Source organism: Oleiphilus sp. HI0125 (assembly GCF_001635355.1).
In genome coordinates this window covers 1-25,043 of record NZ_LWGF01000414.1, presented here as the reverse complement: position 1 = coordinate 25,043, position 25,043 = coordinate 1, and the positions used below count along the sequence as shown (strand labels likewise).

Below are 25,043 nucleotides of genomic sequence, written 5' to 3'. Positions count from 1 at the left end.
TATATTGTCTCTCACAGTACTAGTTTTCGTAGGCTTCTCGCAAGGTATCGGCGAGAACCTCTAAGCCTCTTTTCACTTTCTCTTTATCCTGAGAATATGTAACTCGAAGACATTCGCGGCTATGTCGCCATTCGTTTTTGTCTTTATCACTTAAACCCGGGAAGAAATGATGGCCAGAAACAACTAAAACACCACGTTGCTTTAAGCGCTCATACAGATTTTGACTATCGACGGGACAACCCTCCATCCAAACCCATAAAAACATGGCTCCTTCGACCTTGTGGAGCGACACAGGTAAATCACGACATAGCGTTTTGAAGTAATCTTCAGCCCAAACAGCTTTCTCAGCATAATAGGGTTTTACGTGATTCTGACTCAGCGACAATATTTCGCCCGATTTCACCAGCTCATGTGCCAGCATCGGGCCAAAGCTCCCAGTTGAAAGGTTCATCACCGCATTCATTCCGGACAAGTTCTCTATGATGTCTTCGCGCGCGACAACGATACCTGTACGAACAGCCGGCAAGCCCAATTTTGAGAGACTTAAACAAACAACCGTATTGTCATTCCAGTGAGGTGTTACCTCTTCAAAAATTAGATCTGGAAACGGCGTACCGTATGCTCCGTCGATAATAAAAGGCACGTCATTTTGTTTTGCAAGCTGATCCAACCTTGCCACTTCTTTATCGGTCAGGACGTTACCGGTTGGATTAGTTGGCCGCGACACACAGATCGCACCAACGCCTTTATCAATTTCTAAGGAATCGAAATCGACTTTATATTTGAATGTCTGTTGATCAATGCGTTCAATATTTGGTTTAAACGCCCGGAATAAATGATCGTTTAAGCCAGCGTCACTGTACCCGATATATTCTGGAGCAAGTGGCAGCAATATTTGCTTATTATCATCCTTGTTAAAACGCCCACCAAACATATTGAACAACATGAAAAATGCGGCCTGACTGCCGTTTGTCAACGCGATGTTTTTGCGACTAACTGGCCACTGATATTCACGACGCAATAAGTCTGCAATGGCACCAATAAAGTCAATTTCACCTTGTGGCGGATCGTAAATTCCGATCAATCGGCGAAAGGCATCAGGACTGTTCGCCAACTCGGCTAAACGATCACGAAACAGTTCTTCGACGACAGGTATATGAGCCGGATTACCACCTCCCATCATGATCATATCAGACCCAGAATTTAAAGCGTTCCCAAGGTCTTCCATTAATCCTGTAATACCCGATTCACCACCTAATTTGTTGCCAAAATTTGAAAATCTAGCCATTACTTATTACTCGCCGTATTCGTCAAAAACATTGTTATCCATGTACTCACTAAACGCTCATCCGTCGTTTTCTGAAGCGAAGCCATAGCCTGCTTGTATAAATCAGGCGGATATAAAGACTCTCTTAACGACATCAGTTGCTGACTATAATCAACCGTAAATTCTGGATGCCCTTGAAACCCTAACACCCTACCCGGAATGCAAAATGCAGCATTTGGGCAAAAATCACTCCCGTAAAGACGCACCGCAGTCGGCGGCAGACACACGACTTGATCTTGATGACTGTACAACAAGGTGATTGACTCAGGCATATTTTGAAAAAAATCTTGCTGCGTTTGACGGCTATGCGTCATCGCACCAATCCCCCAACCTTTGTCTGATTTTATAGCTTCGCCGCCAAGCACATCGGCAAGTAACTGATGACCGAAACACACTCCAACCATTGGAATATGCATATCATAGATCTCAGATACACAGCGGCGTAAAGGTTCTCGCCAAGCAACTAAGTCATACACACCTGTTTTGCTACCCGTCACTAAGTATGCCTGACACTCAGATACATCTTTCGGTAAGTCACCATCGCAAACTTTATAAATACGAATCTGGTTTATATTTTCATTCGGTGCTATTTGCCTGATCAGGTTTTCAAACATCGCGCCATAGCTGTCGAACTCTTCACGTAACTCTGGTGCGATTTCGTCGCAATCTAAGATTCCTAATACCACTTAAACTCTCTCTGCCTTACCAAAATTTACTGATAGAAACCCAAGCTAGGTCTCAATACTAAATTGATGTTACCTACTAACTTCCCTAGTCTAAACTTATCGCATCATTGAAAGAGGAATATAAAATCATGTCCACCACAATTCGCGAAGTCTTACTTCAATCTCGTCTACTCATCGCGGCTATTTTACTAGCACTTATATCCATCACAGCCCAAGCGAGCGACGATAATGTTATTAGCGTTTCTGCTACTGGCAAAGTGAATGTCACGCCAGACATCGCTAAGTTTGTCTTACTCGTTGAAAAAACAGCTCCCATCGCATCAAAAGCAAAACAGCTTACAAATGATTCCGTTAGTCAGCTTCTCAGTAACTTTAAACGATACAACATCGATAAAGACACTATCGATAGCGGCCAAATTAGCGTATCACCTACCTATAACTATGATGACGGCAAACAAAGTTTGACGGGTTATCGAGTGGTCCGCACGGTACTCTTTGAGCTCAATAACTTGAACCAGTTTGAATCCATTCTTAACGACATCACCGAGTCAGGCGTTACACATATACAATCAATTTCATTCGATACAAAAGATCGAAAGTCAGCACATACCTTCGCTTTAAAAGACGCTGCACAAAAAGCACGCGAAGCAGCGCTTACGATAGCGGAATCTTTCCGCGTAAAGCTTGGCAAGCTCGCACATGTTGAACACAACATGGATCAACAAAGAAATGTGCGCCCGATGCGTGCGATGGCATTCAGTGCCGACGCAGCGGAGTCGTCTAATAGCAGCTATGAAATCAAAGACATCGAAATTCGCGCACACATCATCGCTAGTTTTTTGATCAAATAACGGAGTCTTCTGACGTTTGCCCCGTATTCGCGGGGCTCGCAAGAATCAACTTGTAATAAAACAAGAATAAGCCCGATAAAATTAAGGCAGTGCCGCAAATCACATTCACCCCAATCGATTCATTATTAATTTGAGCTCCTAACATCAATGCAAGCGCAGGTGTAAGTAATGTCATCATTGCCACAGAAGACGCACCAGCCTCTTTCAACAAGTAAAAGTAAGCGCAAAAGCCAAGCAATGAACCAAAAATAGCCAAGTAAATGATCGCGTGAACCGAACGACTATTAATATCAAACATCGGTAAATCACCATCCAGAAGTAGCCAAGCGATAAAGAACAGAGGCAAAGACACCAATAAACTTGCAACTGTCGTGGATAAGGGATGGCCTTTAAATCCAATCTTTTGGACCTTCACTCCGCTATAGCTGTAGAGAACCACTCCGCTAAGCAATAAGGCAATCCCCAACAATCCGTTTTGTGATAACGAAATCGTATCAACAGAAACAAGAATTAGACCAAACAAGGCCATTATAAATGCGATGATTTTGTGCTTCTGAAAGTTGTCTTCACCAAGCATAAAAAAGGCAAAAATAGCCGATATCATTGGCGATAAGGCAAACAATACCGATATCAAACCGGACGGAATATACTGAGCAGCGCTATACACACAAAGCATTGCTCCTGCGATACCTAACTGAGCATATGAATAGGTCGCGATAGAATGTTTTGTCCATACAATGCGTACACGTAAAATCGCCAATAGAAGTAGCCCTACGATCACAGCTAATGCCATTCGCAGTCCAAGGGCCGCAACAGGACTGATCGTTTGACTACTCCAATTAATCGCAAGTGGCGTTGTAGACCACACGGCAATAATCGTCAGGTACGCAAAGGGCGCTTGCACGAGATTTCCCTCCTCTCATTCTCGTTAAAAAAACAACCAACACTAAAGGTCGAAAGCGACAACGGAATTCAGAGAGCTAGGGAGAAGAAAGCCACCGCTGAATGCCGTGGCCAAATGATTTCAATTAATCAGCTAACCACACAACGCGAACAGGCGCGCGCCATCGCGACGAGCACGAGAATACGCACGAGTCGTGATTGAGGCCAACGGTGTTTTGCTTTGCTAATTAATTTCATGGCGATAAGAATGGTATGAACAGAAGAGCTTGTCAACGACTTATGCGTAAGTAGCGACAGAATTAACCTGCAGAGGCATCTTGACGCGCTGACTTCGCACCTGAACTAATTGGGCAACAATAGAAATAGCAATTTCACTGGGTGTACGACTTCCTATCTGCACACCAACTGGCGCATGTAATCGCTGACGTAAATCGGATGACAAACCAAGTGCCTGCAGACGATTCTGACGCAGTAAAGCATTGCGCTGGGATCCCATTGCACCGACAAAATGAGCCTGCCCTTGTAGTCCCGCATAGACCGCCAGATCATCTACTCTAGGGTCATGTGCGAGCGCAACAATCGCGCAATTCTCATCCATGTAAGATGCATAAACCAAGTCATCGGGAAGCACATTAGACACGACACTTATATCCTGCGCACTCGTCTGTCGCGCAACATGCTCGTGTCTCGGATCACAGATCTGAACCTCGTATCCAATACTTTCTGCCAGTGGTAACAATGCAAGTGATACATCACTCAATCCGATAAGCAATAAGCGATCTGGACGATCATATCTGAGCTTTACTTTATCGGCTAAACGATTAACGACTGAGTATGATTTTTCATTACCAGAGCGGGTCTCAAAGCCTACCAACGAAGAATCAAAATGCACCGAACGCCAGACCTCACGGCCTTCGTCTATCGCTCTTACCAGTTCTTTAACGTGAGTAATACCACGCGTTTCATGCTTGGATTCAGAGCATGAAAACTCTTCGATCATAAGCTCTATTTCAGCACCGCAAGGTAAAGACACACCACTTAAATCCCTACCAAATCGTGTAAGAATTGGGGCATCATGCGCGTTTGAGAAAGTCGTTCCTGCATAAAGATCTCTCAGAAGTTCCTCTTCTACACAGCCTCCGGAGACAGAGCCGTAGACTTTATTGGCTGACGGATCAAAAACCAAAATACTTCCAGCAGGTCGAGGTGAAGCTCCCCATGTTTCTAGCACGGTGACTAGAAATGCTGGGCGCCCCGCCTCTAAACACTCTTTTAATTTGAGCAAAACCTGATAACGCTGAGTATTCATTTATATCAGCTTATTTTAAATGGAAGTCGAGTATGGCGTGTGCCCGTCGCCTTATAAATCGCTGACCCCATCGCCGCCGCAATTGGAGGAAGTCCAGGTTCGCCCACACCCGTTGGCGATTCAGCGCTGTCGACTATGTGCACATCTATTTCTGGGCACTCATTCATGCGAAGCATTTGGTAATCATGGAAATTGCTTTGCGCAGCTCCACCGTCAACAAATTCAATCTCGCCATGTAAAGCTGCTGTAATGCCAAAAACGATGCAACTTTCCATTTGCATTTTAACGATATCAGGATTAACTACTTGCCCACAATCAACAGCACATACGACCTTATGAACGCGTATCTGTCCTGACTCAACACTAAGCTCAACAAGCTCTGCAACATACGACCCGAATGATTTATGCGCAGCAATGCCCACATATCGGCCTTGAGGTCTCTCGGCACCCCAACCACCTTTTTCAGCAGCTAACTTTAAAACTGATGCCAAGCGTGGCTGATTTTTAAGCAGGTCCAAGCGAAATGCTAATTCATCTTTACCGACTTTTTCTGCACAGGCATCGACAAAGGTTTCTGTCACGAATCCATTATGCGAATGTCCAACAGCACGCCAGTAACCAACAGGGACGCCGATATCTGCCTTGCTATAGCTTATTTCTTGAGCTTTAAACTCATATTCCAAGTCGTCAGCCCCCTCGTAAGCAGATCGATCAGCAGGCGTCATCGGAGTGCCTTGCGTTGCTAAGCCCATTTTACCAAGCATAGGGAACATAAACTTTGGAGATGATGGGAACATGGCTGGTGCAGCATCCCAGATATACCAATCCATGACGCCTGGACCGACAACATGATGCTTCCAAGCCTCGACCTCGCCCGAATCCGAAACAGATGCTTGTAAACGGTGGAATGTCGCGGGGCGATAAAAGTCATTTTTCATATCATCTTCACGTGACCAAACTAACTTCACAGGACGTTTCGCCGCCATCGAAATCTCGGCAGCTTCACCAATAAAGTCTTGATTCAAACGACGACCAAATCCACCACCAATAAATTGATTATGAATGTGTACTTCATCCAAATCTAAGTGTGTCACCTTAGCCACCGAGACCTGGGCAATATCTGGCCCTTGGGTCGAAGCCCAAATATCTGCGCGATCCTCTTGTACATGCGCCAAACAGTTCATCGGTTCCATCGTGGCATGCGCTAAAAAGGGCATTTCGAATTCGAGTTCAATTGCATCATTAGACGAGTTATCGATTGCTTCTTGGGCGTCTCCAACCTCACGTACAACGTCGCCATCATCTTTAGAAGCCGCGTCACGATACAGCTCAAATGCTGCTTTTGTTGAAATCAATTCTTGTGGTAAGTCCCAGTCAAGCGACACTTTCTCTGAAAGTTTTCGGGCCTTCCAGGAACTCGTCGCGACAACCGCCACCCCGGTGTCTATCTGATATGCTCCAATGAAATCCTTATCTGCGTTGAGCTCCGAAGCGTCAAAGCTTTTCAATCGACCACCAATCGCTGGAGATCGAAGGACTACGGCAAACACCATATCATCAACAGATGCATCAATTCCGAAATTCGCAGTACCTTGTACTTTCGCAGCCGCGTCTAAACGAGAAGAATGCTTACCGATGAATCGGAAGTCCTGCTTCGCTTTAAGCGCTGGTTCACTTGGTACACTTTGCTTAGCTGCAATCGCAATAACTTCTGAAATATTTAAGGTTTGCCCGGCATCATTCGTCAGAACACCATCAAACAGAACAACGGAACTGGCATCAACACCAAAGGTATCGGCAGCAGCTTTTTCAAGCATCTCTCGAACCGCAGCTGCCGCGACCCGTATTGGCTTCCATGCAGAGGATAGGCTGTTACTACCACCCGTGATTTGTAGGCCATAATCTGGGTTGCGATATTGTTGCGCAGCACCAGCAAATTTTACTTCGATGGTATCTGGAGATTGATTTAACTCTTCTGCTATCAGAGTGGTTAGACCTGTATACGTGCCTTGGCCCATTTCTACGCGGTCAAGCGTAAACACGACCTTGCCTTCTGGGGAAATGTCTAACCAAGCATTCGGCGACCACTTCCCTGCCTCGTCCATCTTAGAGGCAGTATTGGCGCAACCTGTCATGCTAAATGCAACCGCCAAGCCACCTGTAGTACTGGCAGCACCTACTAATAAATTTCTTCGCGTAATAGCAGGGCCTTTCATGATTTGCTTATCCATTGTTCACCCCACCCTTCTTTGCTTCGTATGCAAGCTCTGTCGCTGCAGTTTTAATCGCCGCTTTGATTCGAGGGTAAGTTCCGCAACGACATACATTACCAGCCATAGCCACATCGATATCATCGTCAGATGGATTTGAATTACCCGCTAATAACGCACTAGCAGACATAATTTGTCCCGGCTGACAGTAACCACACTGAGGGACATTGTGCTTAACCCATGCGCTCTGAACAGGATGCAAACTTTCGCCGTCGGACAGACCTTCAATCGTTGTAATCTGTTGCCCTTCAACAGCAGACACTGGTGTAATACACGAACGAACTGCTTGGCCATTCAAATGCACAGTACAGGCCCCGCACAAGCCCATACCACAACCAAACTTAGTGCCCGTCATTTCAAGCGTGTCACGAATAAACCATAATAAAGGCGTATCTGCGTCTACGTTAACTTCGCGCTCCTCACCATTCAGAAAAAATTTCATATGAATCTCTTTTTTGTTTTCAGTGTGATAATGCCTTATCTAGCGCAAGCCAAACTTCTCTCTTGTACTTTGCTTAGACTTATCCCCTTTCTTTAACATCACGTATACAGCCCCCGTGCCTCCGTGGCGAGGTTGAGCAGAATGAAACGCCATAACTTCGTCGATCTGAGGCAACCATACAGACAAGTGGCTTTTTATCGCAGCGATCTTGTCTGCATTGCGTTCGCCCTTACCGTGGAGTATCAGGACTGTACGAAGTTCGTATTGAAAGCAGTCACGCAAAAACTGGAACACCTCACGACGCGCTTCTTCAACTGTCAGCCTATGTAGGTCGAGCCTCGCCTCAATGTCGTAGCGCCCCATTCTCAGATTTTTATATACGCCGTGCTGCACTCCATCTTTACGATACTCGAGTACATCTGCCGCTTTTAACTCTGGCACTACTGTCGACGCTAAGGGGTCAAGCGCTTGCTTTGCAGAAACCGCCAAGCTTCTACGTACAACTTTACCGGGCGTATCACTTTCAACTTTCTTTAAATGCGCGCGGTTTTGCTTGATGCGCTCAACACCAGACATTTCAGCAGCAAACAAATCCGTATCATCGTCATTCTGCATTATCTTCTCTCTTATACTGCTTCTAACTCGCCCTCTAATTCAGCACTTGCTAAATCGGCAGGACAACGAACACTAAACACATCCGACAATTGCTCCCAAGGAGGATTGACCGTGTTTTCTAACATAAATTCCGTGAACGCAACGACTTTTGAAGGTGGTTCGCGACGGCTCGGGTATACCATATAAAACGTTCTTTCTTGGAAAGGCGTATCTTGCAGCAATAATTTCAATTTACCGGCTCGCACATCATCAGCAATGAGTAGCTGTGGAACAGCACCGATGCCATAGTGCTCAAGAACAAGTCGCTGGATCAACTCAACATCGTTAGCAATCATACGAGATTGAATGTTCGGCGCTTCAATTTGGTTTTTACCCTGCAATACCCATTCAAATTCTGGGTGAGTAATACACGTATGCTCTTTCAGATCTTCAATTGATTTGGGGATGCCATTTTTAGCCAGATATTCAGGTGTTGCACATAATGATAAACGTGCAGTGCCAAGATTTCGTGCGACAAGGCTAGAATCTTCTAAGGGGCCAATTCGAAACGCAATATCAATTTCTTCATCGAGCATATCCAAAGGTTTGTTATCAGAGATAATCTCAAGATTGACCTTTGGATACATCTCAGAAAAGCGCTTCAGAATATCAATAAAGAACGGAACTCCGAAAGCTAAGGGAGTACTGATTCTTAGCAGACCTGTTGGCTCTGACTGCATGTTATTAACAATGCGGTCTGCTTCCTCAGCCTGCTCTAGCATTTTCATGCAGTTTTCGTAGTAGAGTTTTCCTGTCTCAGTTGGTTTTAAATTTCGCGTCGTTCGATTAATAAGTCTCACACCAACACGCTTTTCTAACTGGGAAACTTTTCGACTTACCGTCGATTTTGGCAACCTCAATTTATCCGCTGCTTTCGTGAAACTACCGCACCCCACGACAACAGCGAATATCGCCATTTCATTTAAATCTTGCATAAACCACCTTTGCCCACAGAAATGAAACAAACAAGCTACATTTTCTTTTTTATGCCACAAATGAAACAGTACATTCAATAGATTGTTCTTTTTTATGAGCATAATTTCGGAATAAACTAGCTCGCATCACAATAATCAGGGTAAATCCCAACCTTCACTAAGGACTTCATCATGACTACCGACAAGCTTGCCGCGGGTATTATTAAGTGGCGCTGGGCAATCATCGTCGCAACTTTTGTCATTGTTGGCATCATCGCTTCAGGTCTTACTAACATAAGCTTTAGCTCAAACTATCGCGTTTTTTTCTCTTCGGATAATGAACAGCTGGTAGCCTTCGAGACCATTCAAAATACCTACTCGAAGTCTGATAATGTGCTTTTGGTCGTCGAGCCTGAAGATGGGATCGTCTTCAGCAGAGAAACTCTTTCTGCAATTCAAGAACTGACGGAAAGCAGCTGGCAACTTCCATATTCAACGCGCGTTGATTCCATTACAAACTACCAGCATACCCAAGCCGAAGAAGACGACTTAATCGTTGCAGACTTGGTTGAATTCCCTGAAGACGTTGACCTTGATTATGTCAAAAACGTTGCACTAAACGAGCCATTGTTAGTGCGTCGATTAATCTCTCCAGAAGCGCATGTCACTGCAGTAAATGTGACGATTCAGCTTCCCGAGCTATCCGAATCAGAAACCCGAGAGGTCGTCAGCGCAGCAAGAAATATTGTGGCTGACTTTGAAGAAAAATATCCAAACTTGTCTGTCTATATCACCGGAACAACAATGCTTGGCAACGCCTTTGCTGAGGCCTCTGAAGCTGACATGAAATCACTAATGCCAATCATGTTGTGCGTCATTATCGTGACTTTATGGCTCCTTCTAAGATCATTCACGGGAACCGTCGCGACGATTCTTGTCATCATTCTCTCTGCGTTGACAGCGATGGGGCTATTCGGTCATCTAGGTTGGGTGCTTACCGGCCCAACAACAAGTGCGCCAGTCATCATCACCACGATGGCCGTTGCCGACAGCGTGCATATACTCGTCACATTTCTCTACAACTTACGTCAAGGCATGCCAAAGCATAGTGCGATGCAAGAAAGTATTCGTATCAACTTCCAACCAGTATTTATCACTAGTCTAACGACTGTTCTTGGCTTTATGACGATGAACTTCTCTGAAGTCCCTCCCTTTAGAGACCTAGGAAACACAGTAGCAATGGGCGTGATTGCGGCGCTCTTCTTCTCAGTATTCTTCCTACCTGCATTTATGTCAGTGATGCCAATTTCAACGAAGAAGCAAGCAGCACGTCAAAGCAAGGGTATGGACAAACTTGCCTCTTTCATCATCAACAATCGTAATGGCGTTTTGATCGGCTCTGGCATTGTCACAGTCGTTTTGTTCGCTTTAATTCCGCTAAATCAAATTAACGATGACTTTATCGCCTACTTCAAGGAATCGGTGGAGTTCCGTGCAGACACTGAATTCACATCTGACAATTTAACTGGCATCTACAATATTGCCTTTTCTCTGGAGCAAGGCGAAAGCAACGGTATTAGCCAACCAGAATTCTTGAGACAAGTTGAGTCGTTCTCGCAATGGCTCAAATCAAAGCCAGAAGTCACAAATGTCGAAACCATCACCGAGATATTCAAACGTTTAAACAAAAACATGCATGCCGATAATCAGGACTTCTTCATGCTGCCTGAGGACAAAGAATTAGCTGCACAGTACCTGTTGCTATATGAGATGTCGCTTCCTTATGGCTTAGACCTGAACAACCAGTTGAATATCGATAAGTCCTCTGCACGAATATTAATCTCGTTAGAAAACGTTGATACCAGAACTACATTGCGCCTCGAGCAGGAAATTAGCCAATGGCTCGAAGATAATACAGATATCGAATCTTTTTATGCAGCAAGCACCAATTTGATGTTTTCCCATATCGGAAAGCGCAATGTCGACAGTATGATCATGGGCGTATGCTATGCCTTAATCGTTATCATCATCGTGATGTGTATCGTTTTACGCTCCTTACGATTAGGCGCTGTAAGCATTATCCCTAACCTCGTACCAATCGGCGCAACCTTTGGTATATGGGGACTATTTCAAGGCGATGTAGGCATCTCTATTGGAAGTGGTGTTGGCATGATATTGGGTATCGTGATCGACAATACTGTGCACTTCCTTAGCAAATATCAACGCGCTCGCAGAGAGAAAAACTATACCGCTGAAGAAGCCGTTCGATATGCATTTACCATGGTAGGCACCGCCCTATGGGTAACAACATTCGTACTTGTTGCAGGGTTTATGGTACTTGCTTTATCAGACTTTAATATGAACGCATACATGGGAATCTTCACTGCGATCACGATTACACTCGCTTTGATTTTTGATTTCTTCGCATTACCTGCAATGCTTCTATGGCTTGATAAGGGCGATAAATCCCATACAACATCAATGCAAAACAAAGAAGCCGTCAATGACGCTGTCACAGTAAATCAGCAAGCATCATAAGAAAAAAGGCGCCAATTGGCGCCTTTTAATTTTTTTGGTTTTTATTCCTTCGCTATTCTGGTCTGACACATTCACCACGACTTCGGTCTTGTCGACAACGTATCTTCCACAATAATTTAAGCGCTGTTGGATGATTCACCTTATCGTCTTTCAAGGCCAAGCGAACACGTTTACTGAAGTGGTCAATATCATCTTTCGTAAATTGATCGACCCCAATCCAATATTTCGCCGGTATTTCTTTCTCGGCATCACTAACCAATTTATCGATCGCTTTCAAACGCGTAAAAATATATTTACGCATTTTAAATCCGAAATCGTCAGGAAACGCACTTTTGCGTGACACCGTCTGCAACATGCCGTAATACAATCGGTAATCGATAATGCCACCTCGTTTTCCTAAACCGTGATACAACTCGAAGGTGTTATACGCAAGCGCGGGCATAAGCAGTATGTCTATGTTGCCGTTATTAAACATGGGAGCGAAAGTAGAAAGGGTCGTTGCAACGGGCGTTGCTCCAGCAAGTTTGGCAAACTTCATAGCTTGTGGATCGTTATTCAAAACAGAGATACGACGCCCAGAAAAATCACCTATATTATTGATGGATCGATCATTCACAAAAGCGTACATCGAGCCGACAGGGAATGTTGCGACAACCTCATACTTTCCCTGAGTCATTAACCTTCCAGCTTTGGGTCTGGCTAAGGTTTTTAATACAGTTTCCAAACCTCGCTGCGAGCTAATCGCACCGATGGCATCCATCGTTCCGCCAAACTTTACAAACTGACGCGATAGAATAGCGCTTAGCAAGACGGCGTCACACTTTCCCGCTTTGAAATCATTTGCTGCGATTTTTTCATCTGTATAAGCGATGAACCGTATACTTAAGCCCCAGGATTGCGCTTTAGGAATAAGATCTGAATAAAACGCCATGACAGGCCCACTGCGGCCGACAGGATCCCATACACAAAACACTTTACGCTCAAGTGCATGTGCAGATGATGCAAATACTGAAAGTAACAACGTTATTACGAAACAACGTATCACTGTATCGCGCGAATATAAGCTTGTCCGTGCTTTCATAGAAAATGTAACCGCTATCATTATTGGTTCCACTGCCGAGTTATTTTAATAAACAGTGGTCAACAAATGCATATAAAGCCTGCTAACATTGCTGCGAAGCTTCAAGGGGGCACTACATTAATAGTGCACTCCTCAAGCATCAAATCATTCTGCGCAAACTTTGAACAAGATCATGCAAATTCAAAAAAAAACACCTCTAATCGTGATCCTTGGGCCTACCGCAAATGGAAAAACTCGTTTAGGGATTGAGCTCGCCAAACAATTTAATGGCGAAATTATCTCCGCAGATTCAAGACAAGTCTTTCGTCGTATGGACATCGGAACGGGGAAGGATCTTCAAGAATACGGTGATCTTCCTTACCATCTCATTGATATTGCCGAGCCGGGCCAGGAATATAATCTCTTTCGGTATGCGCAAGACTTCTCTTCCGCTTTTGAAAAAGTCATATCTCGTAATAAATTGCCTTTTCTTGTTGGTGGAACGGGAATGTATTTGGATGCGACACTCCAGCGTTATGCATTAACCTCAGCCCCGATTGATAAAAAGCTGCGTTCAGAATTAGAAGAAAAATCGCACGAACAGCTTATACACCAGCTTCACGAATTATCCCCTAGTCTTCACAACGAGACCGACTCAATTGATAAAGACAGAACCATTCGCGCAATAGAAATCGCTTTAGCAGAGAAATCTGGTAGCCCATGCGTACATTGGCCCGATTTTGAGCCTTGCGTTATAGGCCTGCAGTTTCCAAGAGAAGTGACTCGTGAACGAATCAGTGCGCGCCTATCGGCGCGCCTAGAAGAAGGTATGATCGAAGAAGTAGAAAACCTTATTCAAGATGGTGTCTCACACGAAGCACTTGAGCATTACGGCTTAGAGTATCGGTTTATCTCTCAACATCTACTTGGAGAAATGAACTTGAACGACATGCATCAAAAGCTACGCAGCGCTATTCATCAGTTTGCGAAACAACAGGAAAAGTGGTTTCGCAATATCGAGAAGAAAGGCGTAAAAATCCATTGGCTGGACACACAAAACTCTCTCTTTGATCAAGGCTCAAAGATAGTTAGTTCATTTCTGAAAAACATTTAGAAATACGGCCGTGCTCTATCGCTCGCAAATAGAACTAAGTATCCTGCTCGCTCGCTAATAAAATCAAAGTACGAGTATGATGTATGCCTGCATTAAATAGCCCATTTAGTCCAAACAATAAGCCTGAAATAAAAAATCGTTTGTTCAAGTCTGCCATGAGCGAACAGCTTGGCGACAAGCAACATAATCCTGATAAACGTCTATCTAAGTTATATGAAGCATGGTCATTAGGAGGCACAGGTTTACTTGTCACGGGCAACGTCATGATAGACAGAACCGCTTTAGGTGAGCCTAAGAACGTTGTATTAGATGAACAAAGTGACCTCGCAGCTTTTAGAGCCTGGGCTACAGCCGCAAAAAAGAACGGTACTCAAGTATGGATGCAGTTAAATCATCCAGGTAAACAAATACCTAAATTCCTAAGCAAAGAGCCTGTTGCGCCATCAGCGATTCCTCTAGGAGGCGCACTGCAAGCATCTTTCAATTGCCCCCGCGCTTTGCACGATAATGAGATCAACCACATTATTGATGCGTTTGCGACCAGCGCGCGACTCGCTAAAGAAGCAGGATTTGATGGCATACAGATCCATGGCGCACATGGCTATTTGGTTAGTCAGTTCCTCTCCCCCCACCACAATCAACGGAAGGACAAATGGGGCGGATCATTAAAAAATCGCATGCGCTTTGTTGAAAGCGTTTACTCCGCAATAAGAAAAGCAGTCGGCGATGATTTCCCAGTAGGTATTAAACTCAACTCAGCCGATTATTCAAAAGGCGGGTTCAGTCATGAAGAAGCCATGCAGGTTATTTCTCGACTTGGTGAACTGAACATTGATCTAATTGAAATCTCTGGTGGCACCTACGAAAGTCCTAAAATGATGGGCCACAAAATCGCAGAAAGTACGCAAAAAAGAGAAGCATATTTTCTAGAGTTCGCAGAATCAATCCGCGACAAAGTAAACGTACCACTTGTCGTAACCGGAGGATTCCGTTCAGCAGAAGCAATGCAACATGCTCTCGATCAAAACGCTTGTGACATGATCGGGCTAGCGCGTCCACTTGCGATCGACCCTAAAGTCGGACAAAAACTATTAGATGACGCCTCATATAGAATCGACTGGAAAGAACCTACAACGGGCGTAAAAAGTGTGGATCAAATGGCCATGCTTTCGATCACATGGTACGAATTCCAACTCGCGAGAATGGGTGATGGAAAACTTCCTAAACCGAGTTTGAATGCATGGTCTACCGTAGGCCAAACACTATTTTCGGTGGGTAGACACGCATTTAAGAAAAGACGCGCTTAAGTCAGTCTGCGCCGTTAATCAAAGCTCTTTTTTTAGCGGCGCTTAATTTTTTAATTACATATTCTCGTTTCGATGCCTCGCTTCGATTCAGGCACTGTTCACGGTATACGACAGCCTTCGCAACTTTGCCTCTAAAGAACTTAGCACCCTGCTTTCCACCATTAGATACAGCGCAATGTTCTGAGAAACGGCGATCAATATCTGTTGAGATTCCGGTATAAAGGACACCGCACTCAGTCTCAACCATATAAACATACCAGCGCTGTTCCACGACATTCATCCACATCTAATCAACAAAACATATAAAACACTAGGCAGATTTTACATATAATCCGTCGTACTCAGCCATCGCATATTGCATTACTTATGTTTCGAAACGATAAACTCATCAGACCTAAAAATCTTTCAATCACCATAACATTAGTTTTGTCATTGTTGATGTGGTTTGCATCCAATACATTTCCAATCATCGGTTTAGGTCTAGCTATACTCGCATTAGGCCTACTAGCTTATCAGTGTTTGTTTTACTTACATGTTTGGCCAACATTTAAACAACCAGAAAACCCTCTTCTTTTTTCAATTTATTGGTCTTTGATAGCAGGCCTGATCATCCCATTTTTAATCACTGAATTGATCGAAAATGGAGTCGGTGGGATTCTAAATATTTTTAGTGAATAATGAATCTCTGAACACCTCGGCCACCGTATAGAAATAAAATTATAATCATCGCTCATGATGCTTGTTAGTGCGCGCGAGCATTCTTATAATTCGACTCTTTACAGTTAGAGATAGCCTTATGTCAAACCAAGCCAATACTCAGCAAGATTGCCCAGAAACGATTAAGTTCAATCGTCTGTTTTGGCATAGCCGCCGAGGGATGCTCGAGCTAGATGTGTTGTTGGTTCCCTTTTTGAAGGAAGTCTACAAAGATCTATCTGAAGAAGATAAAGCAAAATACGAAGACCTCTTAACATGCGAAGACACTGAGCTCTTCCAGTGGTTCATGCAAAAGAGCGTACCGGACAATGCAGACCATGCTTACATGGTAAAAATGATATTGGATCGTGTTCAACCAAGTTAATATCACCATTAAACAGTCCTACGCAATGCTGGGTATATTAACCTTACCTAGCATCGTGGCACTAGCTATGTTGATAATCGCAGAAGCCTCATTATTTAGTGCAGGTGCTGCATGCATCGCCATAGGGACTAATGCTTATTTAACTTACTCGGTTTTCAAATCTCACGCACACAACAATGCTCTCATGATTGAGGGGAAAAAACTCCTTTATCGTCGCGATGGACACTACTTACCAATCTCGATTCATAGCTCAGTTTGGCTCACGCACGCCTTTGCGATTCTGGTACTAGCCACTAATAGCGGTGCGAAATACATCATTTGCTTGAGCCCTCTAACGAGCAGTAAAAAAGATCACCATCGCAGACTATACGTTCACGATCGGCATAACAAAGAACTTTCACAAACAACTTCAACGATAGCGACAAAATGATACAGACAGGTGTACAACTCCCCTATTCATTAATCAAAGTAAGCGGCCCAGATGCTGAGAAATTTTTGCAGGGCCAATTTAGTTGCGACGTAACTGAACTAGCACCGCTTCAATGCACCTATGGCACAGCTAACAGCGCCAAAGGGCGCATGTATTGGTTGTTCGTCATCGCCAGAATCGAAGACGGTTTTTTGATAAAAGTACATGAAAGCGTTCGCCAACAAGGCGTCGATACTTTGAGTAAATACAAAGTCTTTTTTAAATGCGAGATCGAAACGCTTGAACATGCAAAAGTGTTTGGCGTTTTCGACGAGTCGAATTTAAAAGATGAACACGTGCTGCAAAACACGAATTTCGGTCTTACTCGCCAAGTCGACGCACAACGACAAGAACTATGGCAACTGAATGAGGCAGACGCGCCAATTACCTTAGACCCTAATTTACTCAACGAGTGGTATAAGCAGGACTGCCTATCTGGAATCCCAGAACTATATCCTGAAACCATCGAGACATTTATTCTTCAAAATCTGAATCTTCAAGACTTAGGTGCGGTGAGTTTCAAAAAAGGATGCTACACCGGGCAAGAAATTATCGCGCGTATGAAATTTCTTGGGAAAGCGAAGAAGCGTATGTATCGCTTTCAATCTGGGCAATCTGCAAGCCTACTTCCCGGAGAAAATATTTTTGATGAAGCTGGTAAAAAACTAGGAGAGATTGTTCGCGTTCATACGAATGAAAACGATACCTTAGGCCTAGCTGTTTGCGATATCGAGCGAGTAAAAGACAGTAACGTCGCTTATCTAAATTCGAATCAATCTGTAAAAGCTGAGTTATTCGAATTACATTACAATCCTAACTAAAAACAGTAATTTACACGCTTTATTGTAATTCTGCTCTACACTTACGTATATCTAAAAGTTATTAGTTTTTGAGGTAAGTGTAAGCATGTCTGAACTCGCAAGTAAGATCGTCGAAGCCATTACCAAAGCTATCGATGATGATCGCCTAATTTTACCGTCACTACCCGAGGTTGCGCTTAACGTGCGTGAAGTGACAGAACAAGAAGACTCTGGTATCGGCGATCTGATTGACGTTGTTGAAAAAGACGCAGCACTCTCTGCTCGAATCATTAAGGTGAGCAACAGCCCACTATTTCGCGGCAATAACGAAATCTCTAACCTGAACATGGCTGTTAGTCGACTAGGAATGTCGTACACAAGTAGCTTGGCAATGGGTTTGGCTATGCAGCAGATGTTCCAAGCCACCTCAGATATGATCGATAAACGTATGCGCGAGATCTGGGAAAAAAGTACCGAAGTTGCAGGCATGTGTACCGTACTCGCTCGCCAGCACAAACATCTTCAACCTGGCCAAGCAACTCTAGCTGGATTGATTCATTCGATTGGCGCTCTGCCTGTTTTAAAGTTTGTCGAAGACAACGATATTCAGATCAATAGCGTTATTTTAGATAACCTATTAGATGAGCTTCAGCCCCTCGTCGGTGACAAAATCCTTACTAAATGGTCGTTCCCGGCAGAGCTTGCGATCGTTCCGAAAGAGTGCACAAACTTCACGCGTACCGTTGCGCAAGTTGATTATGCAGATCTTGTTATGGTGTCTTTACTTCAAAGCTATAACGGCACAGATCATCACTACACTGAGATGGACTATCACCAAGTATCGGCCTTTGAGCGCGTTGGGATTAATCCTGACCCTGAACATGAAGATGAAGATTTAAATGCAGAAATGGAAGCAGCAATGGCTCTTCTAAGTATGTAGCTTTCGCTTTCACAGCAACCGGAGTCTGCCCTTCTAATTTATAGAAAGAACGGCAGATTCCAATCAATTTGATAAACCCCATTTTCCTCTAAATACCGATTAGCCTTTGAAAAAGGCTGACTCCCAAAAAAACCTCGATGCGCAGATAATGGTGAAGGATGCACTGACGTTAATACGCAGTGTTTCGACGTATCAATGAACTGCCCTTTTTTCTGAGCGTAGCTACCCCATAATATAAACACGAGGTTCTCTCGTTCATCATTTAGTTTGCGGATAATCGCATCTGTAAACTGCTCCCACCCCTTTCCTTGATGCGCATTTGCGTTCGCCTGCTCTACCGTCAAAACAGCATTCAATAATAAAACACCCTGCTCTGCCCATTCTTGTAGATAACCATGCATCGGAATCGGACATCCAATGTCGGTTTCAAGCTCTTTATAAATGTTCATCAGAGAAGGTGGAATTTTTACACCAGGCTGAACAGAAAAGCTCAGACCATGTGCCTGATTTGGCCCATGATAAGGGTCTTGCCCTAAAATGATAACGCGAACATCTTCAAAATCAGTTGCATTTAAGGCACTAAAAAGAAGATCTGATGCGGGATAAATAGTTTTTCCAGCGGCGAGCTCTGAATCAAGAAAAGAATCTAGCTCACGCATATAGGGGAGCGTAAATTGCTCCCCTATTATCGTCTTCCAAGACGCTGATAAATCTTCTTCCTTGATCATCATTGCAATGAGTTACGCACCTTGCGGCTTCATGTGCGGGAATAATATAACATCACGAATACTTGGCGAATCAGTAAACAGCATCACTAAGCGGTCAATACCAATACCCTCACCAGCGGTTGGCGGCAAACCATACTCAAGTGCCGTAATGTAATCAGCATCAAAGTGCATCGCTTCATCATCACCCGCATCTTTCTCTTCAACTTGCTTTAAGAAACGTTGCTTTTGATCTTCCGCGTCGTTTAACTCTGAGAAGCCATTCGCTAATTCACGGCCACCAACGAAGAATTCGAATCGATCAGTGACGAATGGGTTATCGTCATTACGGCGTGCCAAAGGCGAAACTTCCCAAGGGTACGCGGTGATAAATGTTGGCTGATCAAGTTTCTCTTCAGCAGTCTCTTCAAAGATCTCGCACAAGTATTTTCCTGCGCCCCACGTCGCTTGCTGAGGTGAATCAGGCACACCAACTTGCTTCGCATAGGCCTTCATTTGATCAATATTCGACTCAGGGTTATTGATCACCGCAGCGTCAAAATCAGGGTTGTACTTCAACACAGCCTCAGCCATGGTCATGCGTGTAAACGGCTGATTGAAATCATATAAAGTCTCTTCAACCACATTGCCATCTGCATCTTTCTTCGTGCTCTTGATATCGGTAGTACCTAATACCTGTAAAGCAACAGTGCGCAGCATATCTTCGGTAATATCCATCAAATCGTGGTAATCAGCATACGCCTGATAGAATTCGATCATTGTGAACTCAGGATTATGTCGCGTTGACAGCCCCTCATTACGGAAATTACGGTTAATTTCAAACACACGATCAAAACCGCCAACAACTAAACGCTTCAAATATAGCTCTGGCGCGATACGCAAAAACATGTCGATATCTAAAGCATTGTGGTGCGTTTCAAATGGCTTAGCCGTCGCACCACCTGGAATCACCTGAAGCATTGGTGTTTCAACTTCCATGAAGTCTTTTTCAGCTAAGTAATTGCGAATAGCACTCACGATCTTCGAACGAATCATGAAGGTGTTGCGCGTATCTTCGTTAGCAATCAAATCAACATAACGCTGACGATACTTTGTTTCTTGATCCGCTAAGCCATGATATTTATCAGGCAGAGGACGCAAAGATTTCGTCAAAATACGGAAGTTAGCGACATCAGTAACTTCAACATATAAGTCACCCTTACCTGATTTACTCAGCGTGCCGGTTGCTCCAACAATATCGCCAAGATCTAGGTTGGCCCAATCTTTCGATTCTTTCTGGATAGGCTTGCCCACATAACTCTGGATTGAGCCAGATACGTCTTGAATGCCTACAAACGGGCCACCACGACGCATAACGCGCCCGGCAACAGCAACAGGGATAGCTAACTCAACAAGCTCTTCTTTACTCTTATCACCATACTGCGCTTGCAAATCACCCGCTAAGTTCTCACGACGGTGGTCATTGGGGTGACCGTTCGATTTACTACCTTCACGCAACTGCTCAAGTTTCGCTTTTCGCTCTGCGATCAACTTGTTTTCATCTTCAATAGATAGGCTTTGCTCTGACTTTACATCGTTCGACATGTTTGGTTCCGAATAAAATTACAATCCTAGCTTGAGGCTAGCTTCAATAAACTGATCTAAATCGCCATCTAACACTGCATTGCAGTTGCTAGTTTCGACATTGCTACGTAAATCTTTAATACGAGAAGAATCTAGTACATAAGAACGGATTTGGCTTCCCCAGCCGATATCCGATTTGCTCTCTTCTAAGGCTTGTGCTGCTTCACTACGCTTCATCATCTCAAGTTCATAGAGTTTGGCACGCAACTGTTGCATGGCCTTGTCTTTGTTCTGATGCTGTGAACGCTGATTTTGACACTGAACAACAATACCCGAAGGTTCGTGCGTGATACGAATCGCTGAATCCGTCGTGTTGACGTGCTGACCACCCGCACCACTTGATCGATATGTATCGATACGCAAATCTGCTGGGTTAATTTCAATGTCGACATTGTCATCAATCTCTGGGGAGACGAACACAGAAGCAAATGAAGTATGGCGACGATTTCCCGAATCAAAAGGTGATTTACGAACTAGGCGATGCACACCTGTTTCTGTTCTGAGCCAGCCGAAAGCATATTCACCTGTGAATTGAATGGTCGCACTTTTAATACCTGCGACCTCTCCATCAGACACTTCAACTAACTCAGTTTTAAACCCTTTTTGCTCACCCCAACGCAAATACATGCGCATAATCATCGATGCCCAATCTTGTGCTTCAGTACCGCCCGAACCAGATTGAATATCTAAGTACGCGTTATTGGGATCCATTTCGCCAGAGAACATACGACGGAACTCAAGAGTAGCTAGCTTTTCTTCTAAGCTTTCGATTTCACTTTGAACGTCGTTCACAGCGTCCTCGTCTTGCTCTTCAACCGCCATATCTAATAGGTCTTGGCAGTCATTCAATCCGCTTTCTAAATCTTCGATGGTAGTGACAACAGCTTCGAGACTTGAACGCTCTTTACCAAGCGCTTGCGCATTTTCGGGATTGTCCCAGACAGCAGGATCTTCTAGCTCGCGCGTAACTTCAACTAAGCGCTCATTTTTGGTATCGAAGTCAAAGATACCCCCTAAGCGTTACAACACGCTCGAGCATTTCTTTAATCTTCTGAACAATAGGATTTACTTCAAGCATTCACAGTCCTTGAGGGCAATCGTAAAAAGGCGCGTATTCTACACTTTTGCTACGATTACCGCCAATACATAGCGGCCTGTGATTGTGAATTTAATACTGCTCTAACCAGACTTTCATATCGCCAGCCAAAGACTGCCAATTCTGCTCGAATAGAATTTCGTGCAAGGCGTTTTCAACGGTATGAAATTGCTTGCCCGAGCATTGAAGACCTTCGTGCAACTGTTTACCGACCCATGGAGCCACCAACTCATCTTTCTCGCCATGCCAGATAGCAACAGGCACTCGAATACTAGCCGCTTCTTTTTTAAGGCGTTCGATCTGCTGTAGATAATCACTAAACCATCGCGCCGATACGAGACCGTGATTTAACGGGTCATTCATATAAGCTCGTACAACGTCTGGATTTCCACAGACAATATTAGGGTCAACCTTATTTTTAAGCGCCAAGCTTGGGTACCAAGCACTCATAATCTTACCGATGAGCTTTTTAAGAACAGGAACTTTGTAGGATACATCTGCTGCTGGACCACTCAGGGCAGCGGCATTAAAGCGGTTTGGATATTCAAGTAAGTGAAGCGCAGCAATCATACCCCCCATTGAGTGTCCGAGAATGTATTGATATTCGTGCGAAATGGTTTGACGCAAGGTTTCGAGATCTCGCGTGTAATCTGTCCATGCATCAACATGACCGCGCTTGCCTTCAGACTTACCATGCCCCCGATGATCTAGAGCATGCACTTCAAATCCTTGCTGAGTAAACCATGTCGCTAATTCATGATAACGCGCTGCATGCTCACTCCAACCGTGAGAGATAACTAAAGCAGCGTGAGCAGGCTGTTCAGGCATCCATCGATAAACATTTAGCTGAAGGCCGTCTTGAGCGGCAATTTGATCTTCAAGGTAAACCATGGTCATCTACTCTCAGTGATAAATCCCTTATCGTTTCTTATTATTGTTTCCTTAATCGCCGCGTTTAAATCGTAGCTGCGCTTCAAGCAATACGCAAAGCGGCATAAATCCTACTCTCAGGCATTCCATTTGCCAATACCGTTTAATAAGCTTGGCCACTTAAGACAGAATGCCGTCCACAATAGAAATTTATACATGAACCATGTAAAGAGTAAGTGAAAGGCTAATACCAATAAACGCTAAATATCCAAATGCAGCGCGCCCTTCATAAAGAGTGTCGTCTTCCCTCGAATCAAAACTCGGCTTTCGCGCAATTCACATTCAAGCTCACCTTGCCGCTCCGATAGCTGTTTAGCCTGAAGCGTTTTTTTGTTCAAACGCTCTGACCAATAAGGCGTTAGCACACAATGAATTGATCCTGTGACTGGATCTTCATCTATTCCCATTGCTGGCGCAAAATATCTAGAAACAAAATCAACATTAGATATATCGCTACGTGCAGTTACGATGACGCCAACCTCTGCCGCGTCTTTCAATGCTCGAATATCGGGATCTATCGATTGTACCGCTGCCTCACTTTCCAACACGACAAGATAATTAGAGTCACCTTCTGTTCGATACGCTTCAATAACATTACCCCCCAAAGCCCTGCGCACTGACTCAGGCAAATCTATGGAGTCATAGGAAATCAAAGGAAAATCTAACTCGAGATCCGATGCTCGTTTGTTAACGACTAGCCAACCACTCGCTGAATTAAAGCGGATACTATTTCGTTCAGGCTTTAGGAACTTAAAGACAACGAAGGCGCTTGCGAGCGTGGCGTGCCCGCACAGGGGGACTTCTGCAGTCGGAGTAAACCATCGCAAGTGATACCCACCATCAATGGGGTAAAAAAATGCTGTTTCAGCAAGATTGTTCTCGGCGGCAATAGACTGCATGAGCACTTCATCGATAGGCGCATCTAAAGGAATGACTGCAGCAGGATTTCCTTTAAAAATCGTATCAGTAAATGCATCTACTTGATAAATATCAATGTTCATCAAAATACCTCTCCTTGCTTGGCCGAATAAAACATTATCCTAGCAATGAATAGGCGTAGAGTATCAATACACCTTTAAGGCAGTATAAGCAGTACAGATTTAGGGATGTTTTTCAGGTTTTGTGCGGCAATCCACGACACCGCTTCCTACGCTCAGTACACTTCACCTGATCAAAATAAAAAGTGCCATCAATATGATTTTTAAGAAAGCAGTCCTTACTCTCATTTTCATAAGTATCTCGCTCACCAGTACTGCCCTTACGGCTAATCAAACGGTAGGCGGAAAAGCCACAAACTTAGTCCCTATTCTCGCCTGTGTTTGGGATCCTATCGGCAAAGCGGGCCCTGTCGGCCAGATCATGGCCGAAGCTAAGATTCATGCCGCGAACTGGGGCGTTGACCTCAGTTATGTGGTCTATGAGGACGAGCGCATTGCGATTGAAGAATTCAAATTAGGGCGCTGTGACGCAGTAAATATGCTGGGCTTTCGTGCTCGGGAGTTTAACTCCTTAACAGGAAGTCTCGGTGCGATTGGAGCAATCCCAAGTTACGAAGCTATGGGCATTGTCCTTAAATCTCTTTCTTCAAAGAAAGCTTCCAAACTTATGCGTAATGGTGAGTATGAGATTTTTGCGATCGGTCCTGCTGGCGCAATTTTCATGTTTACACGCGACAGAACAATTCTCCTTCCTGGTGACTTCGCTGGTAAAAGAATGGCAGTACTAGATGACATACCTGAGTCTGCTTATTTATCAAAGAAACACGGCATCACGCCAGTTAGCTCAACCATTTTCAATTCGATCTTAAAGTTCAATAACGGAAGTGTCGACCTTACCGCTGCTCCCGCAATCGTATACGAGCCATTTGAAATGCATAAAGGCTTGGAACCAAATGGCGGTATATACGAAGAGCCATTTTTGTTCATCACCATGCAAGTCGTTGCGCGATGGGAAAAGTTTCCTGAAGGATTTGCGCAAAAAGCACGTGATCAAGCCATGCGAGAA

At 44.2% G+C, this 25,043-nt stretch carries 24 protein-coding genes; 9 read left to right on the top strand and 15 right to left on the bottom strand.

What is annotated here, in order from left to right:
* Nucleotides 1-19 precede the first annotated feature (19 nt).
* Together A3762_RS05620 and A3762_RS05615 are read right to left on the bottom strand one after the other, a co-directional pair.
* Complete coding sequence (locus A3762_RS05620) at nucleotides 20-1,288, bottom strand: valine--pyruvate transaminase (protein WP_068500025.1); 1,269 nt, start codon at nucleotides 1,286-1,288, stop codon at nucleotides 20-22.
* Nucleotides 1,288-2,013, bottom strand: coding sequence for a hypothetical protein (locus A3762_RS05615; RefSeq protein ID WP_068500023.1), 726 nt, complete (start codon nucleotides 2,011-2,013; stop codon nucleotides 1,288-1,290). The genes A3762_RS05620 and A3762_RS05615 overlap by 1 nt, the downstream gene beginning before the upstream one ends.
* A 128-nt stretch (nucleotides 2,014-2,141) precedes the next feature.
* Between A3762_RS05615 and A3762_RS05610 the strand changes: the two genes are divergently transcribed.
* Nucleotides 2,142-2,864: an SIMPL domain-containing protein gene (locus A3762_RS05610; protein WP_068480854.1), complete on the top strand. Its 723-nt coding sequence runs from the start codon at nucleotides 2,142-2,144 to the stop codon at nucleotides 2,862-2,864.
* On the opposite strand, the gene A3762_RS05605 is transcribed toward A3762_RS05610, so the two are convergent.
* The 6 genes from A3762_RS05605 to A3762_RS05580 all read right to left on the bottom strand — a co-directional run bounded on the left by A3762_RS05605 (nucleotide 2,857) and on the right by A3762_RS05580 (nucleotide 9,377).
* Nucleotides 2,857-3,768: a DMT family transporter gene (locus A3762_RS05605; RefSeq protein ID WP_068754449.1), complete on the bottom strand. Its 912-nt coding sequence runs from the start codon at nucleotides 3,766-3,768 to the stop codon at nucleotides 2,857-2,859. The two genes, A3762_RS05610 and A3762_RS05605, sit on opposite strands and share 8 nt — an antisense overlap.
* Before the next feature lie 276 nt (nucleotides 3,769-4,044).
* A complete protein-coding gene (locus A3762_RS05600; RefSeq protein WP_068502471.1) occupies nucleotides 4,045-5,076 on the bottom strand; it encodes an XdhC family protein in 1,032 nt (343 codons plus the stop codon).
* 5 nt (nucleotides 5,077-5,081) lie between these two features.
* Nucleotides 5,082-7,307, bottom strand: coding sequence for a molybdopterin cofactor-binding domain-containing protein (locus tag A3762_RS05595; RefSeq protein WP_082868961.1), 2,226 nt, complete (start codon nucleotides 7,305-7,307; stop codon nucleotides 5,082-5,084).
* Nucleotides 7,300-7,788, bottom strand: coding sequence for a (2Fe-2S)-binding protein (locus A3762_RS05590; RefSeq protein WP_068754181.1), 489 nt, complete (start codon nucleotides 7,786-7,788; stop codon nucleotides 7,300-7,302). The genes A3762_RS05595 and A3762_RS05590 overlap by 8 nt, the downstream gene beginning before the upstream one ends.
* Nucleotides 7,789-7,827: 39 nt before the next feature.
* Nucleotides 7,828-8,403 (bottom strand): DNA endonuclease SmrA, encoded by a 576-nt coding sequence (smrA, locus tag A3762_RS05585; RefSeq protein WP_068502473.1) that lies wholly within the window; start codon nucleotides 8,401-8,403, stop codon nucleotides 7,828-7,830.
* Nucleotides 8,404-8,414: 11 nt separating this feature from the next.
* Nucleotides 8,415-9,377 carry a LysR family transcriptional regulator gene (locus A3762_RS05580; RefSeq protein ID WP_068480870.1) on the bottom strand — a complete coding sequence of 321 codons (963 nt, stop codon included), beginning with the start codon at nucleotides 9,375-9,377 and terminating at the stop codon, nucleotides 8,415-8,417.
* A gap of 171 nt (nucleotides 9,378-9,548) precedes the next feature.
* Between A3762_RS05580 and A3762_RS05575 the strand changes: the two genes are divergently transcribed.
* Nucleotides 9,549-11,894, top strand: a complete 2,346-nt coding sequence (locus tag A3762_RS05575; protein ID WP_068502474.1) for an RND family transporter — start codon at nucleotides 9,549-9,551, stop codon at nucleotides 11,892-11,894.
* A gap of 52 nt (nucleotides 11,895-11,946) precedes the next feature.
* On the opposite strand, the gene A3762_RS05570 is transcribed toward A3762_RS05575, so the two are convergent.
* Nucleotides 11,947-12,996 (bottom strand): putative solute-binding protein, encoded by a 1,050-nt coding sequence (locus A3762_RS05570; RefSeq protein WP_156493263.1) that lies wholly within the window; start codon nucleotides 12,994-12,996, stop codon nucleotides 11,947-11,949.
* Nucleotides 12,997-13,147: 151 nt separating this feature from the next.
* Between A3762_RS05570 and miaA the strand changes: the two genes are divergently transcribed.
* A complete protein-coding gene (miaA, locus tag A3762_RS05565; protein WP_068502475.1) occupies nucleotides 13,148-14,068 on the top strand; it encodes a tRNA (adenosine(37)-N6)-dimethylallyltransferase MiaA in 921 nt (306 codons plus the stop codon).
* A gap of 83 nt (nucleotides 14,069-14,151) precedes the next feature.
* Nucleotides 14,152-15,375: an NADH:flavin oxidoreductase/NADH oxidase family protein gene (locus A3762_RS05560; protein ID WP_068502478.1), complete on the top strand. Its 1,224-nt coding sequence runs from the start codon at nucleotides 14,152-14,154 to the stop codon at nucleotides 15,373-15,375.
* Between the two features lies 1 nt (nucleotide 15,376).
* Here A3762_RS05560 and A3762_RS05555 read toward each other — a convergent pair whose 3' ends face one another.
* A complete protein-coding gene (locus A3762_RS05555) occupies nucleotides 15,377-15,646 on the bottom strand; it encodes a GIY-YIG nuclease family protein (RefSeq protein WP_231876733.1) in 270 nt (89 codons plus the stop codon).
* Between the two features lie 525 nt (nucleotides 15,647-16,171).
* Here A3762_RS05555 and A3762_RS05545 point away from each other — a divergent pair.
* From A3762_RS05545 to A3762_RS05530, 4 genes are all read left to right on the top strand, one after another.
* Nucleotides 16,172-16,456 carry a succinate dehydrogenase assembly factor 2 gene (locus A3762_RS05545; RefSeq protein ID WP_068500121.1) on the top strand — a complete coding sequence of 95 codons (285 nt, stop codon included), beginning with the start codon at nucleotides 16,172-16,174 and terminating at the stop codon, nucleotides 16,454-16,456.
* Nucleotides 16,440-16,886: a hypothetical protein gene (locus tag A3762_RS05540; RefSeq protein ID WP_156493198.1), complete on the top strand. Its 447-nt coding sequence runs from the start codon at nucleotides 16,440-16,442 to the stop codon at nucleotides 16,884-16,886. The genes A3762_RS05545 and A3762_RS05540 overlap by 17 nt, the downstream gene beginning before the upstream one ends.
* Complete coding sequence (locus A3762_RS05535; RefSeq protein ID WP_068499913.1) at nucleotides 16,883-17,746, top strand: folate-binding protein YgfZ; 864 nt, start codon at nucleotides 16,883-16,885, stop codon at nucleotides 17,744-17,746. The genes A3762_RS05540 and A3762_RS05535 overlap by 4 nt, the downstream gene beginning before the upstream one ends.
* Before the next feature lie 85 nt (nucleotides 17,747-17,831).
* Entirely contained in the window at nucleotides 17,832-18,665 is an 834-nt protein-coding gene (locus tag A3762_RS05530) for an HDOD domain-containing protein (protein ID WP_068480897.1), read from the top strand.
* A gap of 38 nt (nucleotides 18,666-18,703) precedes the next feature.
* Here A3762_RS05530 and ung read toward each other — a convergent pair whose 3' ends face one another.
* From ung to A3762_RS05505, 5 genes are all read right to left on the bottom strand, one after another.
* On the bottom strand, nucleotides 18,704-19,396 hold the full coding sequence (ung, locus tag A3762_RS05525) for a uracil-DNA glycosylase (RefSeq protein ID WP_068502488.1): 693 nt from the start codon (nucleotides 19,394-19,396) through the stop codon (nucleotides 18,704-18,706).
* 9 nt (nucleotides 19,397-19,405) lie between these two features.
* Entirely contained in the window at nucleotides 19,406-20,974 is a 1,569-nt protein-coding gene (gene lysS, locus A3762_RS05520) for a lysine--tRNA ligase (protein WP_068502493.1), read from the bottom strand.
* A gap of 18 nt (nucleotides 20,975-20,992) precedes the next feature.
* A protein-coding gene (gene prfB / locus A3762_RS05515; RefSeq protein WP_156493262.1) for a peptide chain release factor 2 occupies nucleotides 20,993-22,091 on the bottom strand; the annotation gives its coding sequence in 2 pieces (ribosomal slippage) (nucleotides 20,993-22,015 and nucleotides 22,017-22,091; 1,098 coding nt in all).
* 90 nt (nucleotides 22,092-22,181) lie between these two features.
* A complete protein-coding gene (locus tag A3762_RS05510) occupies nucleotides 22,182-23,006 on the bottom strand; it encodes an alpha/beta hydrolase (protein WP_082868956.1) in 825 nt (274 codons plus the stop codon).
* Nucleotides 23,007-23,239: 233 nt separating this feature from the next.
* A complete protein-coding gene (locus A3762_RS05505) occupies nucleotides 23,240-24,040 on the bottom strand; it encodes a PhzF family phenazine biosynthesis protein (protein WP_068754447.1) in 801 nt (266 codons plus the stop codon).
* A gap of 193 nt (nucleotides 24,041-24,233) precedes the next feature.
* Here A3762_RS05505 and A3762_RS05500 point away from each other — a divergent pair.
* Nucleotides 24,234-25,043 (top strand): putative solute-binding protein (locus A3762_RS05500; RefSeq protein WP_068754445.1); only part of this gene is annotated, 810 nt, incomplete at its 3' end.

Coding starts and splice junctions, on each gene's coding strand:
- A3762_RS05620 (WP_068500025.1), bottom strand. CDS start 1,288: ATGGCTAGATTTTCAAATTTTGGCAACAAATTAGGTGGTGAATCGGGT.
- A3762_RS05610 (WP_068480854.1), top strand. CDS start 2,142: ATGTCCACCACAATTCGCGAAGTCTTACTTCAATCTCGTCTACTCATC.
- A3762_RS05600 (WP_068502471.1), bottom strand. CDS start 5,076: ATGAATACTCAGCGTTATCAGGTTTTGCTCAAATTAAAAGAGTGTTTA.
- A3762_RS05595 (WP_082868961.1), bottom strand. CDS start 7,307: ATGGATAAGCAAATCATGAAAGGCCCTGCTATTACGCGAAGAAATTTA.
- A3762_RS05590 (WP_068754181.1), bottom strand. CDS start 7,788: ATGAAATTTTTTCTGAATGGTGAGGAGCGCGAAGTTAACGTAGACGCA.
- smrA (WP_068502473.1), bottom strand. CDS start 8,403: ATGCAGAATGACGATGATACGGATTTGTTTGCTGCTGAAATGTCTGGT.
- A3762_RS05580 (WP_068480870.1), bottom strand. CDS start 9,377: ATGCAAGATTTAAATGAAATGGCGATATTCGCTGTTGTCGTGGGGTGC.
- A3762_RS05575 (WP_068502474.1), top strand. CDS start 9,549: ATGACTACCGACAAGCTTGCCGCGGGTATTATTAAGTGGCGCTGGGCA.
- A3762_RS05570 (WP_156493263.1), bottom strand. CDS start 12,996: ATGATAGCGGTTACATTTTCTATGAAAGCACGGACAAGCTTATATTCG.
- miaA (WP_068502475.1), top strand. CDS start 13,148: ATGCAAATTCAAAAAAAAACACCTCTAATCGTGATCCTTGGGCCTACC.
- A3762_RS05560 (WP_068502478.1), top strand. CDS start 14,152: ATGCCTGCATTAAATAGCCCATTTAGTCCAAACAATAAGCCTGAAATA.
- A3762_RS05545 (WP_068500121.1), top strand. CDS start 16,172: ATGTCAAACCAAGCCAATACTCAGCAAGATTGCCCAGAAACGATTAAG.
- A3762_RS05535 (WP_068499913.1), top strand. CDS start 16,883: ATGATACAGACAGGTGTACAACTCCCCTATTCATTAATCAAAGTAAGC.
- A3762_RS05530 (WP_068480897.1), top strand. CDS start 17,832: ATGTCTGAACTCGCAAGTAAGATCGTCGAAGCCATTACCAAAGCTATC.
- ung (WP_068502488.1), bottom strand. CDS start 19,396: ATGATGATCAAGGAAGAAGATTTATCAGCGTCTTGGAAGACGATAATA.
- lysS (WP_068502493.1), bottom strand. CDS start 20,974: ATGTCGAACGATGTAAAGTCAGAGCAAAGCCTATCTATTGAAGATGAA.
- A3762_RS05510 (WP_082868956.1), bottom strand. CDS start 23,006: ATGACCATGGTTTACCTTGAAGATCAAATTGCCGCTCAAGACGGCCTT.
- A3762_RS05505 (WP_068754447.1), bottom strand. CDS start 24,040: ATGAACATTGATATTTATCAAGTAGATGCATTTACTGATACGATTTTT.